Source organism: Bacillus sp. DB-2 (assembly GCF_003315125.1).
Lineage (GTDB): Bacteria > Bacillota > Bacilli > Bacillales > Bacillaceae_G > Bacillus_A > Bacillus_A mycoides.
In genome coordinates this window covers 113436-126878 of the sequence record NZ_QNRN01000003.1, presented here as the reverse complement: position 1 = coordinate 126878, position 13443 = coordinate 113436, and the positions used below count along the sequence as shown (strand labels likewise).

16 protein-coding genes are annotated in these 13443 nt (G+C 35.9%); 8 read left to right on the top strand and 8 right to left on the bottom strand.

All coding sequences use genetic code 11. The annotated features are described in order from the left end of the window. Positions 1–269: 269 nt before the first annotated feature. From hemQ to gerQ, 4 genes are all read left to right on the top strand, one after another. Positions 270–1013, top strand: a complete 744-nt coding sequence (gene hemQ, locus DET63_RS06140) for a hydrogen peroxide-dependent heme synthase (protein WP_113936162.1) — start codon at positions 270–272, stop codon at positions 1011–1013. Between the two features lie 195 nt (positions 1014–1208). After that, positions 1209–2486, top strand: coding sequence for a serine hydrolase (locus DET63_RS06135; RefSeq protein ID WP_113936161.1), 1278 nt, complete (start codon positions 1209–1211; stop codon positions 2484–2486). Positions 2487–2660: 174 nt separating this feature from the next. Continuing rightward, positions 2661–3083: a cell wall hydrolase CwlJ gene (cwlJ, locus tag DET63_RS06130; RefSeq protein ID WP_002089824.1), complete on the top strand. Its 423-nt coding sequence runs from the start codon at positions 2661–2663 to the stop codon at positions 3081–3083. Positions 3084–3110: 27 nt separating this feature from the next. Next, a complete protein-coding gene (gerQ, locus tag DET63_RS06125; RefSeq protein WP_002089825.1) occupies positions 3111–3539 on the top strand; it encodes a spore coat protein GerQ in 429 nt (142 codons plus the stop codon). Between the two features lie 31 nt (positions 3540–3570). Here the strand turns inward: gerQ and DET63_RS06120 are convergent, their stop codons facing one another. The 3 genes from DET63_RS06120 to DET63_RS06110 form a co-directional block, all read right to left on the bottom strand. Further along, on the bottom strand, positions 3571–3939 hold the full coding sequence (locus DET63_RS06120) for a DUF423 domain-containing protein (RefSeq protein WP_002089827.1): 369 nt from the start codon (positions 3937–3939) through the stop codon (positions 3571–3573). 63 nt (positions 3940–4002) lie between these two features. Continuing rightward, the gene (locus tag DET63_RS06115) at positions 4003–4290 is read right to left on the bottom strand and encodes a YwdI family protein (protein WP_002089830.1); all 288 of its coding nucleotides are present in this window, start codon (positions 4288–4290) and stop codon (positions 4003–4005) included. 6 nt (positions 4291–4296) lie between these two features. Beyond that, positions 4297–5289 (bottom strand): potassium channel family protein, encoded by a 993-nt coding sequence (locus DET63_RS06110; protein ID WP_113936160.1) that lies wholly within the window; start codon positions 5287–5289, stop codon positions 4297–4299. Positions 5290–5384: 95 nt separating this feature from the next. On the opposite strand from DET63_RS06110, the gene DET63_RS06105 reads away from it, so the two are divergent. The 3 genes from DET63_RS06105 to DET63_RS06095 all read left to right on the top strand — a co-directional run bounded on the left by DET63_RS06105 (position 5385) and on the right by DET63_RS06095 (position 8186). Next, the gene (locus tag DET63_RS06105) at positions 5385–6665 is read left to right on the top strand and encodes a purine/pyrimidine permease (protein WP_113936159.1); all 1281 of its coding nucleotides are present in this window, start codon (positions 5385–5387) and stop codon (positions 6663–6665) included. Between the two features lie 199 nt (positions 6666–6864). Then, positions 6865–7686 carry a Cof-type HAD-IIB family hydrolase gene (locus DET63_RS06100; RefSeq protein WP_002068608.1) on the top strand — a complete coding sequence of 274 codons (822 nt, stop codon included), beginning with the start codon at positions 6865–6867 and terminating at the stop codon, positions 7684–7686. A 209-nt stretch (positions 7687–7895) separates the two neighbouring features. Then, positions 7896–8186 (top strand): DUF3817 domain-containing protein, encoded by a 291-nt coding sequence (locus DET63_RS06095; RefSeq protein WP_113936158.1) that lies wholly within the window; start codon positions 7896–7898, stop codon positions 8184–8186. A gap of 43 nt (positions 8187–8229) precedes the next feature. On the opposite strand, the gene DET63_RS06090 is transcribed toward DET63_RS06095, so the two are convergent. From DET63_RS06090 to DET63_RS06070, 5 genes are read right to left on the bottom strand one after another with little or no spacing between them, the layout of a single operon-like run. Next, positions 8230–8907 carry a uracil-DNA glycosylase gene (locus DET63_RS06090; RefSeq protein WP_113936157.1) on the bottom strand — a complete coding sequence of 226 codons (678 nt, stop codon included), beginning with the start codon at positions 8905–8907 and terminating at the stop codon, positions 8230–8232. A 19-nt stretch (positions 8908–8926) separates the two neighbouring features. Beyond that, positions 8927–9919 (bottom strand): ABC transporter permease, encoded by a 993-nt coding sequence (locus tag DET63_RS06085; protein ID WP_002138969.1) that lies wholly within the window; start codon positions 9917–9919, stop codon positions 8927–8929. Then, a complete protein-coding gene (locus DET63_RS06080) occupies positions 9912–10829 on the bottom strand; it encodes an ABC transporter ATP-binding protein (protein ID WP_113936156.1) in 918 nt (305 codons plus the stop codon). The genes DET63_RS06085 and DET63_RS06080 overlap by 8 nt, the downstream gene beginning before the upstream one ends. After that, on the bottom strand, positions 10826–11707 hold the full coding sequence (locus tag DET63_RS06075) for an SGNH/GDSL hydrolase family protein (RefSeq protein WP_113936155.1): 882 nt from the start codon (positions 11705–11707) through the stop codon (positions 10826–10828). The genes DET63_RS06080 and DET63_RS06075 overlap by 4 nt, the downstream gene beginning before the upstream one ends. Positions 11708–11717: 10 nt before the next feature. Further along, positions 11718–12695, bottom strand: a complete 978-nt coding sequence (locus DET63_RS06070; RefSeq protein WP_002068605.1) for a LacI family DNA-binding transcriptional regulator — start codon at positions 12693–12695, stop codon at positions 11718–11720. Positions 12696–12793: 98 nt separating this feature from the next. Here DET63_RS06070 and DET63_RS06065 point away from each other — a divergent pair, with 98 nt between their 5' ends. Beyond that, positions 12794–13420 (top strand): YczE/YyaS/YitT family protein, encoded by a 627-nt coding sequence (locus tag DET63_RS06065; RefSeq protein WP_002089845.1) that lies wholly within the window; start codon positions 12794–12796, stop codon positions 13418–13420. Positions 13421–13443: the final 23 nt, after the last annotated feature.

Here is a 13443-nt window from a genome sequence, read left to right as displayed (position 1 = left end):
CTCCTACATATGTTAAAAAACTCTATCTTTAAGAATACTGCTTTTCCTCTATATTTTAAACTTATAGCTCCCAAAAAATAGATAAAATAAAAATGATTATATTTTCATAAAATTCAGCATAGAAATAAAGCCCCTTTAAGCCTTATCTCCTCCTATTTTCAAGTAAATTTAAATGTGACAATTTTATGCGCTGAAACTTTATGTAGATGTTTTTAATCCTATATATGCTATAGTTAACGTGTAAAATATCATTAACTGAGGTGAATAGAATGAGTGAAGCAACAACAACGTTAGATGGCTGGTATTGTTTACATGATTTACGTTCTATTGATTGGGCAGCATGGAAAACATTATCTAGTGACGAACGCGGACAAGCAGTGTCTGAATTTTTAAATGTCGTTGAAAAATGGAACGAAGTAGCTACTGCAAAAAAAGGCAGTCATGCAATGTATACAGTTGTTGGTCAAAAAGCAGATATTATGCTTATGATCTTACGTCCAACAATGGAAGAGTTAAATGAAATCGAAACAGAATTAAATAAAACAACATTAGCTGAATATTTAGTTCCTGCATATTCTTACGTATCTGTTGTTGAACTAAGCAACTACCTTCCAGCTGATGAAGATCCATACCAAAACCAACAAATCTTAGCTCGCTTATATCCTGAGTTACCAAAAGCAAATCATATTTGCTTCTATCCAATGGACAAGCGTCGCCAAGGTGATGACAACTGGTACATGCTTCCTATGGAAGAACGTAAAAAAATGATGTACAGTCACAGTAAAATCGGTCGCCAATACGCAGGGAAAGTACGCCAAGTAATTTCAGGATCAGTCGGATTCGACGATTTCGAGTGGGGCGTAACATTATTCGCTGACGATGTTCTTCAATTTAAGAAGCTTATATATGAAATGCGCTTCGATGAAGTAAGTGCCCGTTACGGTGAATTCGGTACATTCTTCGTTGGGAACATTTTACCAGACGAAAAAGTAGAGAAATTTTTACACATATAATAATGAAAAAGGAACGAATTTCGTTCCTTTTTTTATTACCCTCTATATTTCTCCTCAAAAAACTTCTTTTCTCTGCAAATTTGAACAAAAATCGACAAATTCTTTTCAATTTCCTTACAAAATTGTAACCTTTCTATATCCAAATTTATGCTAAAATGGTACGAGCTATATGCTAATAACGATGCGAAGGTGATAATGTATATGAAGAAAATCTTGTCTATTTTACTAGTGTCTCTATTGTCATTTTCTTCCTTAGGAGTAACAACATCCCATGTGGAAGAAAAAATACATATAGAGGCAGCTGCTGCACTTCTATTTGATGCGGATACAGGAAAAATACTGCATGAACAAAATCCAGATGAATTACTAGCTATCGCTAGTATGTCAAAATTAATTGTTATTTATGCCGTATTAGAAGCAATTAAAGAAGGAAAAATCACTTGGGATACGAAAGTAACTATTTCTGATTACGCTTATGAAGTTTCACGTAATAATGAATTCTCTAACGTGCCGTTCGAAAAAGGACGTCAATATACTGTAAGAGAATTATACCATTCTATCGTTATCTTCTCTGCAAATGGATCTAGTATTGCTTTAGCAGAATTACTTGCAGGCAGTGAAAAGAACTTCTTAAATCTCGCAAATGAACATGCGAAAAAACTAGGGTTAAAGAAATATAAATTTGTAAACGCTACGGGGTTAAATAACGCTGATTTAAAAGGAAAACATCCTGAAGGAACTGATCCGAATGGAGAAAACTCCATGTCAGCTCGCGATATGGGTATTCTTTCAAAAACAATTATTACAAAGTATCCAGAAATGCTAGAGGATACAAAACAAAGATTTAGAAACTTCCCAGATAATCATCCAAAACCAATTCGTATGGAAAATTGGAACTGGATGTTACCAGGTGCTGCTTTCTCTTATGAAGGAGCAGATGGTTTAAAAACAGGAAGCTCTGATACCGCTGGGTATGGTTTTACCATTACAGCAAAACGCGGTGATTTACGTCTTATTTCTGTTATTATTAAAACGAAATCAATGGACGAACGTTTCACAGAATCTCGCGCATTAATTGAGTATGGATTTAATAACTTCGAAAAACAGAAATTAAAAATAGATAAAAACAACAAAATTTCTGTAGTAAAAGGAAAAGAAGACTACGTAACAGTTGCACCAGAAAAAGAAGTGACAGTAGTTACTGCAAAAGGTAGCAAATCACCTTACAAAATTTCTACTGAAGCAGATAAATCACTTGCTGAAGATGGGCATTTAGTTGCTCCTATTAAGAAAGATGCAAAGGTAGGTTCAATCGTCTTAGAACCATCTGATAAATATGGTTTCTTAGACGGAAATAAAAGTATAAAAGTTACTGCAAAAACGACTGCAGAAGTAGAAAAAGCAAATTGGTTCGTATTAACAATGCGTTCAATTGGCGATTTCTTCTCAAATTTATGGTCTAAAGTATTTTAATGATGAAAAGCTAGCTCACGCTAGCTTTTTTTATTTTCCCCTCTAGATGTAAAACTTCGTTTGGTTGTCATATCTGCGTCCTTTTTCTCATACGTATGAACTAGTAATTGTTCCACACTTCATCTAAGAAAAACCTCTTTCCAAAGGGTATTCCAAAAAGAGAGGTGACACATAATGGGTGTTATCGCACATACAGAAGAAGATGTAAAGTTATTAGCTAGACTCATGCGTGCTGAAGCTGAAGGAGAAGGACAACAAGGCATGCTAATGGTTGGAAATGTCGGTGTAAATCGTGTCCGCGGAAATTGTTTAGATTTTAAAAAAGTACGGAACTTACGTCAGATGGTTTATCAAAATCCTGGTGGTTTTGAAGCTACTCAAAAAGGGTATTTTTATCAACGAGCAAGAGAACAAGATATTGCCTTAGCCCGTCGAACAATTCAAGGGCAACGTTTTTGGCCTGCAAATTTCGCTTTATGGTTTTTTAGACCTGAAGGTCCTTGCCCACCAACTTGGTATAACCAGCAAAACTCTGGACGTTTTAAAAAGCACTGCTTCTTCCAACCATCCGGGGAGGATTGTCCAAGCGTATATTAAGGAATGAAAATGAGGAGGGATTTTTGAATGACACAGCAACAAAACCCGTACTACGGAACAGGTTTTTATCAACCATCTGGAACTTATGTGCAACCGCAACAAATGACCGCGCAGCAACAGCAACAACAGCAAGCGATGCAACAACAAGCTGCTCAGGCTCAACTTGCAGTTTCTCAAGGTATGTTACCACTAGAACAATCTTATATTGAAAATATCCTTCGTTTAAACAAAGGTAAGCAGGCTACAGTTGTAATGACTTATGAACGTGGTAGCTCGCTTGGCACACAATCTTATACAGGGATTATCGAGGCAGCCGGCCGTGATCATATCGTTATTAGTGAGCCGAAATCTGGAAAACGCTTTTTACTACTAATGATTTATTTAGATTATGTAGAATTCCCAGGAGAAATTGCGTATTTACCTGGTCAACAAGCAACTTATGCTCCAAGACCATAAAAAAAAGCTGGCGAATGCCAGCTTTTGTTTTTTATAACCCTTTTACAACTGCAGTTCCGACTAAAATCCACGCCACAATAAACGCTACACCACCAAGGGGTGTAATTGGGCCAAAGAATTTAATACCTGTTGTACTTAATGCATAAAGACTGCCTGAGAACATAATAATCCCAGCTACCATAAGCCAACCTGCAGTGTTTAAAAGTGATGATTGCATTTTGTCCATTAATAGAGCAACTACGAATAAGCCACCTGCATGAAACATTTGATATGTAACGCCCGTCTTCCACACTTCTAACATTTTTGCAGAAATTTTATTTTCTAAACCATGTGCTCCAAAAGCCCCTAATGCAACAGATAGCCCCGCTGCAATACAACCTAGTAAAAAGAAAATTTTCATCTTAATTCCCCTTTTTATTTTTATCATAAGCAATTTTCACATATAATCCAAACGATTTTACTTTTAAAAGTCAAATAAAGATTTACCGTTTGCATCCTTTTCTTTTATATATACTTTTTCTCCAGAAACCGGCATAACTGGTTGAACTGTCGTCATAGGCTGAGACCCGATTACTTGTGTTTGAACTTGTGGTTCTCTATACGTAGAAGGCTCCACTTGTTCATCCAATAATAAATCACATAAAGCACGTACAACTAATAAGTGTTCTTTTGATTGTTGTCCTTCACTACTTTTTGCCTTTGCAATTTCATTCGCCATTTTATTTAAAATCTTATCACTAGATACTTGCATTCCTTGTCACCTCTTACTTTGTAGTTCTTTCTCAAATTGCCCCAGTTTCTCCACTGAACCAAATACTATTATCATATCATGTTCTTGCAGTTTTTCCTGCCCCGTTGGATTATGGATAATATCCCCATCTCTTAAAATCGCCAAAATCGTTACATCAAATTGATTTCTCACATTACTCTCTATTAACGATTTACTGGCTAAGATAGAACCTTTTCCAACTTGAATCTCTTCAATTACAAATGATTGCTCTATTCCATACAACACTGTATCAATATAATGAACTGTCAACGGATTCGCAATACCTTTCGCTATATGAATTCCCGCCATACTAGATGGATTAACAACCTTATTTGCACCAGCGCGTCGTAATTTCTCTTCTGTTTCTGGCTTTTCAGCTCTTGCTAAAATTTTAATTGCATCGTTCAGTCCTCGTGCGGTTAACGTAATAAATACATTTTCAGCATCGTTTGCTACTATAGCCACTAGACCCGCTGCCTTCGAAATTCCAGCATTATGTAATACTTGGTCTTCAGTTGCATCTCCATGTACATATAAAAGTTTTTCCTGCTCCAATATACTTTCATCTTTATCCACAACTACAAATGAAATTTTCTTTTCCTGTAATTCATGTACAACTTGAAGCCCTACTCTACCGCAACCACATACTATAATATGATTTTGTAACTGTGCTATTTGTTTATCCATCTTCTTCCTCCGCACTGCATGAAATAAATTCCCCTCAATGATCATAGCTGCTACTACACCCATTGCATACGTAACGATACCGACGCCAACAGGTATAATAAGGAGCGCAAAAAATTTCCCTGCCTGTGTTACAGGCACTACATCACCATATCCAACCGTTAATACAGTAATCATCGTCATCCAAAATGCTTGAAACAGGCTAATCTCTTCAATTGTCATAAATCCTAGCGTTCCTAGAATTACAACAAAGGTCATACATATAACCGCTATCCATAATTGCTTACGTGCATTCATATCATATTTCAACTCTTTTCTCTATCTACAATCTTTGCCAAAGGAAATGAAATACCTATATACTAGAAACGGAATCTATGAAAGAGGTTGATATAATGAAGCTATTTCTTTCTGCCTTACAATGGGCACTATTTATTTTAGCTGGAAGTCTTATTGTACCAATTAGTGTCGCAACTAGTTACGGCCTTGATGGCACTGAAGCTATCGCGTTTGTACAAAGAACATTATTTGTTCTCGGTTTTGCCGGCCTACTGCAAGCTATATTCGGTCATAAACTTCCTATTCAAGAAGGTCCCGCAGGCCTTTGGTGGGGAATTTTCTCCCTATATGCAAGTTTAGGCGTCGTATTATTTGGATCAAGCAATGAAACACTTAAGGTCCTTCAGTACGCTTTCCTACTAAGCGGAATTATTTGTATTATTCTTAGTGTTTTTGGACTTATCGATAAACTAGTTCGCTACTTTACACCGACAGTAATTGGAACGTATTTATTCCTTTTGGTCGCACAACTTAGTGGCTCCTTCTTAAAAGGCATGTTTGGCCTTGATGGACAACATACAGAAGTACAGCCAAAGGTATTTATTCTTTCACTCATTGTTATTTTACTATCTTTTTTCATTATGAAGCTATCTATTATTGGACAATATTCCGTTCTTTTCAGTATCGTCTGCGGCTGGATATTATTTGCGTGCTTCGGATTATCTAATCCAGTAACACCTGTGACAGATATAATTCGTCTTCCATCTCTGTTTGTTTTCGGAATGCCTCGCATTGAATGGAACATGGCAATTACGGTAGTTTTCGTCACACTACTGCTTCTAACAAATATGTTAGCAAGTATTCGCGTTGTACAAAAGGTTGTTTCTAAGTATGAAGAAAATGCTCCAGATCGCTTCAAACAAGCTGGCATTATAACAGGAATAAATCAATTGCTAGGCGGTCTATTTTCAGCCATTGGCCCTGTTGCCATTTCTGGATCCGCAGGATTTATTGCAACAACAAATATTTATAAGCGCCTTCCATTTATGTTAGGGTCAAGCTTTATCATTCTTGTTAGTATATTCCCAAAGATTACTTCATTCTTTGCAGCCATCCCCATTGCAGTTGGGTATGCTGCAATTTATCCTGTATTTGCAAGCATGATTGGTCTAGCTTTCCGCGAATATGACACTGTACAAAATAAAGAACAATTATTTAAAGTAGCAGGTCTTTCAATCTTTACAGGAGTCGGCGTTATGTTCGTTCCAGCAGGAGCGTTTTCTACGCTGCCACCATTTTTAGCATCATTTTTAAGTAACGGTCTTGTTCTTGGATCTGTAATGGCTATCTTGCTGGAAATATTATTTTCTCGTTCGCACGAAAAACAACCATCGTAAATTGGAAAACTTCCATTATTGCACTCTATCTTTAGAGTTGTTACGATAATGATAAATTATCATGGGCAACACGCTCATGATAATTTATACTAACAATGCAGAACTTCTCCTAGTTTCATGCAAAGAAGTTCGATGTCTTACTATATATTCCCCACTATCTTCATAAAAATTTATTTCTACAAAGAAAGGAATTTTCTATATGACTTATAAAATGATTGTTTTAGATTTAGATGATACTTTATTACGCGACGACCATACAATTTCACCTCGTACGAAAGAGGCTTTAATGACAGCACAAGAGCAAGGAGTTAAAGTTGTACTTGCTTCTGGACGCCCAACGTTTGGTATGCGCAATGTTGCAAAAGAACTTCGTTTAGAGGAATACGGTAGCTTCATTCTATCTTTTAACGGCGCAAAAATTATTAACTGTAAAACAAATGAAGAAATCTTCAGTAGCACGCTATCTCCTGAAATCGTTCACAACCTATTTGAAATTAGTAAAACTGAAGATGTATGGATTCATACTTATATTGGCGATGATATCGTAACAGAAGAAAATAATCCTTATACTAAAATTGAGGGCGAAATTACTGGTATGCCAATTATTGAAGTAGATGATTTTAAAACTGCTGTTAAAGAGCCTGTAGTAAAAGTATTAATGAATAAAGAAGCTGAACGCCTTGTTGAAGTAGAAAAGAAACTACAAAAACAACTAGAAGGTCAATTAAGTGTTATGCGCTCTAAACCATTCTTCTTAGAATTTACTGAACATGGTGTTACGAAAGGAACGAGCTTAAACCAATTAATCCAAAAACTTGGTATTAAACGCGAAGAAGTTATCGCAATGGGCGATAGCTATAACGATCAAGCGATGATTGAATTTGCTGGTCTTGGCGTTGCGATGGGCAATGCACCAGATGATATTAAAGAAATTGCAAACTATGTAACAGATACAAATATGAACGATGGCGTTGCTAAAGTTGTAGAGAAATTTGTACTAAAAAGCAAAGCGCTTGTTTAATATTTTCATTCATAAAACCTATTTGAAGTCAAATACTTCAAATAGGTTTTTATTTAAATTGCAATGCTTTTGTGACTATATTTTGAACTTTGCACTATTCTCGTAGTGTAAACTTTCTTTTTGTATATAATTAAACAAAATAGACTATTTCATTTTGAAAAAGAATACAAATTTACTATATACAAGCATACATTAAAGGAGGCTACTTCATGTTATCTACACCAATCGGAAGATTAAGAGCAATCGGCTTAATTGAGGGGATTTCTTTCCTATTACTATTATTTGTAGCAATGCCATTAAAATATTTTGCAGGGTTTGCAACAGCTGTTAAAATTACAGGTATGGCTCATGGCGTTTTATTTATTCTATTCATCTTTGCGGTAATTCAAGTAACAATCGTACACCGTAAAACAATTTTATGGGCACTTGGTGCACTTGCTGCATCAGTTATCCCATTTGGTACTTTTGTACTAGATGCAAAACTAAAAAATGAACAGTAATAGTAAAAAGGTAGTTAACAATCGTTAGCTACCTTTTTTGCGTTTATATATTCGAAATTTGCCAATCGATTTCTTTTTCATCCATGTTAGATAAAATCTCATTTACTTTAGAGTACGGCTTACTTCCAAAGAAACCACGTCTTGCTGATAATGGACTTGGATGTACGGACTCGATAATATAATGATTCGTATTCGTAATTAACTTTTTCTTCGCCTGAGCATGGCGTCCCCATAATATGAAAACAACTGGCTTTTCACGTTCATTTAATAGCTCAATTACGCGATCTGTGAAATGCTCCCATCCTTTTCCTTTATGAGAATTCGCTTCACCTTGACGAACCGTTAACACAGTATTTAATAGTAAAACCCCTTGCTCCGCCCATTTTACTAAATAACCATTATTCGGAATTTCATAACCGTATTCATCTCGAAGTTCTTTGTACATATTTAGCAATGATGGCGGCGTTTTAATACCAGGTTGTACCGAAAAGCTTAAACCATGTGCTTGATTCGGTCCATGATATGGGTCTTGTCCTAAAATAACAACCTTTGTATTTTCATAACTTGTATACTCTAGAGCGTTAAAAATATCTTCTTTCTTTGGATAAATCACATGCTCCTCATACTCTTCTTTTAAAAGATTAGCTAAAGCTTGATAGTATTCTTTCTCAAATTCTGGCCCAAGTAATGGTCCCCAATCATTCTGCAAAATGTTTTCCATGCCTTCACTTCCTATCCAATTAATTCACCATATCCTGCCTTGTAAATACTACAAATGAAATGATAAGGGAAACTACTGCCCAAACCGTTAAATTCATTAAAGAAAATCCCATCGATAATCCTTGTAATGCAGGCAGTTTTCCTGATAAATAATCCGTTAGCGATAAGTTGACACTAAAAATGTATTTCGCACCTTCCCAAGACGTTGCGAATGAACTTAAAATGCCGCCTGCAATTAACGCAGCTAACATAACGCCCATACCAGCTGGTGTATTACGAATTAAAACAGAGACCATAAATGATATAGTTCCAACAACGATAGCAACAAACCAAGCTAGTCCGTACGCCATTAAAATGTATTGCCACTGCGGAATAAGGTGTACAAAGTTTGTATTTAACGTTTCCTTATCAATGACGAATCCTGTTAGCACAGGTAAATTCCATCCAGAGTATCCAAATACAAGCCCTGATAATGCGTAAGCAAACAAACCGACAAGAAGCAATATGAGCGAAATGAAAAATAACATCGTCACATATTTACTAAGGAGTATTTTCCAGCGTCGAATTGGCCTCGTCAGAAGCATTTTCATCGTACCATCGCTTCGTTCTCCTGAAACAATATCAATGGCGACAATCATAACGAGCAATGGAATAAATAACGTTATTCCTTGTTCAATAAACGCCCTCACAAATGTCGGTGCTCCTGGCGCAGTCGGATTAATATTATGATCTAAATAATATTGTTGTTGTTCCACTCTTACTTTTAACCAATCCCGCCATTCTTCTGGCAATCTAGAATTGTTCAAGCGGTTTTGTGAATCAACAATTTGTTGCTGTAATGATACTTTCCAATCGGTCGTACCAAGCCTTTTTTGCGTCGTTTCTATTTCACGATACTGAGCATACACAAAAAGTGGAATCAAGATTGCTAAAATAAGCATGACAACAACAATCCGTTTCTTACGATAAATCTTTTCTGATTCATTTAAAACTAGATTCGCAAATTCACGCATGTTGCTCACCCCTTGTGAGTTCAATAAATAAATCTTCTAGCGTAAATACAAGCTCTTTGACGCTATGTACATCTATCCCGTTTTCTACAAAATGCTTATTCCAAACATTAATAGACGCAACATCCATACGACATAATAAACGCTCATCTTCTACACTAACTTCCTCTATCTCTTCAGCAGCGTCTAACATGTCTTTCGCTTTGGAAATCGGTGTAACGACCCATTCCACACGATCACTCGCTGTTTTGATCAACTCTTCAATAGGTGCAACTGTTATCATTTTTCCTTTATGAATAATAGCAACACGGTCGCATATCAGTTGCACTTCACTTAATAAGTGACTCGAAATAAATACACTCATATTTTCTTCTTTTACAAGCTTATGTATAAATTCCCTAAGCTCTCTAATCCCAGCTGGATCTAAACCATTCGTCGGTTCATCTAATATGAGCAATTTCGGGTTTCCAAGTAGCGCCTGTGCAATTCCAAGGCGCTGCTTCATACCAAGGGAATATGTTTTTACCTTATCGTGAATACGCTCATCTAAATGAACCATTTTTGCAATTTCAACAATACGTTCATCTGATATATCACCAAGCATGCGCGCAAATTGCTTTAAGTTTTCCCATCCCGTTAAATATGTATAAAGCTCTGGGTTTTCAACGATACTTCCAATTTGACGCATCGCTTCTCTGAAATTTTCCTTAATAGAATAACCACCGATAGAAATAGTACCTTCTGTCGCTTTAATCAGTCCGACTAACATTCGAATTGTTGTCGTTTTCCCGGCTCCGTTCGGTCCTAAAAAGCCAAACACTTCTCCTTGTTTTACATCAAATGAAATGTCCTCCACAAGAGTCTTCTTTCCAATTACCTTCTTCAAGTCTCGTACAGAAAGTATCGTCGTCATTTTACCCCTCCTTGCTCTAGTTTTAATTTACTTACAACATTTTGGACTAAACGCTCCGCCATATATGTGTAACCTACTTCATTCGGATGAAAATGATCTGAGTATAATAAATCTTTCCCACGATTTTGGAATAAATCAAATGTCGGTGTAATATATACGTTTTTATCATTTAATGCTAACTTCTCTAAAGAAGCGTTCCAATCAACAACAATATTTGATGAACCTCTCAAATCTTCTACATCTTCAAAAGGATTGTATAATCCTAGCCAAAAAATAGGGCTATCTGTGTTTAATTTACGAATTTCTTCTATAATTTTCTTCGCTTCATTTTGAAACGTTTCCGTATCAGGACGATACGTCTCTAAATCTATCTTTCCGAGCGATTCCCATCCTGGGAACAAATCATTTCCTCCAATTGTTAAAACAATTACATCTGCTTGCTTAATTGAATATTGAGCTCCGCTGCTTTCGATTTGTTTTAACAAATCGGGCATTTTCGCACCACTAACTGCCAAATTGCTTAGTGCAACTTTTTGTTTATAATCTTTTTGTAAATTCTCTTTCATTCGTCCAATATAGCCAATTCCTTCTTTATCACCAACGCCGCGCGTTAACGAATCACCTAAACTAACTACTTGTAACGTTCCTGTTTTCTTTTTCTCTTTTTCCACTACGTCAGTCTTCGTAATTAATTTTGAAGCTTTCGGATTTAATACATCATTTACACCCGAAACAAAACCATATGCAAATAAACAGAAAGACGCAATTGTAATGAGTAGAATTACTTTTACTAATTTTGATCTCATATCAAAACCCCTTTTAGCCCCTATAGATTGTCCATAATTATACCAAACGAATTTTCGAAAAGCGATTTTCACACCTTCTCTATTATGTCGTTTCCCTATCTACCAAATTTGGTAATAACTCTACATGTTTCACATCTATTTCCTCATCATTAATCTTTTCATATAATAATTCAAATGCCTTTACACCAACATTTTTACTGGAATGCGAAATCGTCGTAATACCTAATATATTTGCCACCTCTTGATCATCACATCCGATAATCGTAATATCCTCTGGGATACGAATCCCTTGTTTTTTCGCCTCCGTTACCATTCCTGCAGCAATATGATTGCAAGATACAAGAAAAGCCGTCGGTTTTACAGACATACGAGCCCATTCCCTGACTACATTGCGCCCATCTTCCACCGTAAAACAGCCCTTAAACTTCCAGGCATCTAACGGTGTTACAACAATCTGTTGAAGTGAATCCTCATACGCTTTTTTTCGCCTCTGGCTATTAATACTATTACTTCTTCCAATGCAATATCCGATACGTGTATGACCAGCATCTATTAAGCTTTTCATCCCGCGCAAAAATACTTTGTAGTAATCAATATGTACACTCGAAATGAATTTCGAATCTATTTCTTCACACATCACAATTGGACCAAACTTCGTATACTCTTCAAGCTTTTCCTTACTATTTGTCCGTGAACATATAATTACTCCATCAAGCTTTTTCATTTTTAACATATGTAAAATTTCAAGCTCTTTTTCTTCGCTATAATTTGTCTGGCAAAGCATCATATTATAATTGTTCTTTGCGGTTTCCTTTGATATCCCCCCAATAATGGCACTGTAATATTGATCATTTACGTGCGGCAATAAAACGCCAATTACATTCGTTTTTCCTTTCACTAAATGAATCGCATTCACATTTTGCGTATAATTTAATTCTTCAATAATCGCTAAAATCTCTTTTCGTTTCTGTTCATTCACATACGGATGATTATTGAGTACACGTGAAACAGTTGAAACAGATACCCCAGCAAGTTCAGCAATCTTTCTTATATTAGTCATCTCATTCTCCCCTTCCCCTCAAAAATTCTCGCTTGACCTGGTAAGCTTTCCACAGTATATCCTTTCTTAGCAAATACATTTTGAAAGGATATACAACTATGCTTCGATTCAAACTAGAATATATATTTTTCATTGGCGGTTTACTCATTCTCGCCATCGGTATTAATATGATGACGACAATTACTTCCTTTGGACTTAGCCCTTATGATTCCTTCTTTATTGCACTATATCAAAATTTTGGGATAAGTATTGGTTTTTGGATTTTCATGATTAACTTTGTTTTTACCCTGATCGTACTCTTTTGGGACAAAAAACAAATTACAATCGGCACAATTGTCACAATGATTCTTATTTCTCTTTTTGTTGATTGGGTTGGTTCTATTACGACCATTATGGACATTATCCGCTCTCTTCCAAAATATATAACACTTATTTGCGGAAATCTATTCGTCGGAGCCGGAATTGGTCTTTACGTCTCTACTAACCTTTGCGCAGCACCTCAAGAGGCTTTCGTTTTAACTGTTGCTGAGAAAAAGAAATGGACATTTAGAAGAACAGAAATTTCATTAGCTTTTTTATTTTTAACATTAAGCTTCTTATTAGATGGGCCAATCTATTTTGGAACAATTATCTTATCCTTTACAACAGGTTGGATTATTCAAGCTTTTATTCAAGTTGGTACGCAGATTTTAAATAGAAAAAAACCTATTAAGCAAGCCGCTTAATAGGTTTTTTCGTTTTATTAGAA

What these genes read in the sequence shown, in the direction of transcription:
- hemQ (WP_113936162.1), top strand. Translation starts at nt 270, where the DNA reads ATGAGTGAAGCAACAACAACGTTAGATGGCTGGTATTGTTTACATGAT.
- DET63_RS06135 (WP_113936161.1), top strand. Translation starts at nt 1,209, where the DNA reads ATGTATATGAAGAAAATCTTGTCTATTTTACTAGTGTCTCTATTGTCA.
- cwlJ (WP_002089824.1), top strand. Translation starts at nt 2,661, where the DNA reads ATGGGTGTTATCGCACATACAGAAGAAGATGTAAAGTTATTAGCTAGA.
- gerQ (WP_002089825.1), top strand. Translation starts at nt 3,111, where the DNA reads ATGACACAGCAACAAAACCCGTACTACGGAACAGGTTTTTATCAACCA.
- DET63_RS06120 (WP_002089827.1), bottom strand. Translation starts at nt 3,939, where the DNA reads ATGAAAATTTTCTTTTTACTAGGTTGTATTGCAGCGGGGCTATCTGTT.
- DET63_RS06115 (WP_002089830.1), bottom strand. Translation starts at nt 4,290, where the DNA reads ATGCAAGTATCTAGTGATAAGATTTTAAATAAAATGGCGAATGAAATT.
- DET63_RS06110 (WP_113936160.1), bottom strand. Translation starts at nt 5,289, where the DNA reads ATGAATGCACGTAAGCAATTATGGATAGCGGTTATATGTATGACCTTT.
- DET63_RS06105 (WP_113936159.1), top strand. Translation starts at nt 5,385, where the DNA reads ATGAAGCTATTTCTTTCTGCCTTACAATGGGCACTATTTATTTTAGCT.
- DET63_RS06100 (WP_002068608.1), top strand. Translation starts at nt 6,865, where the DNA reads ATGACTTATAAAATGATTGTTTTAGATTTAGATGATACTTTATTACGC.
- DET63_RS06095 (WP_113936158.1), top strand. Translation starts at nt 7,896, where the DNA reads ATGTTATCTACACCAATCGGAAGATTAAGAGCAATCGGCTTAATTGAG.
- DET63_RS06090 (WP_113936157.1), bottom strand. Translation starts at nt 8,907, where the DNA reads ATGGAAAACATTTTGCAGAATGATTGGGGACCATTACTTGGGCCAGAA.
- DET63_RS06085 (WP_002138969.1), bottom strand. Translation starts at nt 9,919, where the DNA reads ATGCGTGAATTTGCGAATCTAGTTTTAAATGAATCAGAAAAGATTTAT.
- DET63_RS06080 (WP_113936156.1), bottom strand. Translation starts at nt 10,829, where the DNA reads ATGACGACGATACTTTCTGTACGAGACTTGAAGAAGGTAATTGGAAAG.
- DET63_RS06070 (WP_002068605.1), bottom strand. Translation starts at nt 12,695, where the DNA reads ATGACTAATATAAGAAAGATTGCTGAACTTGCTGGGGTATCTGTTTCA.
- DET63_RS06065 (WP_002089845.1), top strand. Translation starts at nt 12,794, where the DNA reads ATGCTTCGATTCAAACTAGAATATATATTTTTCATTGGCGGTTTACTC.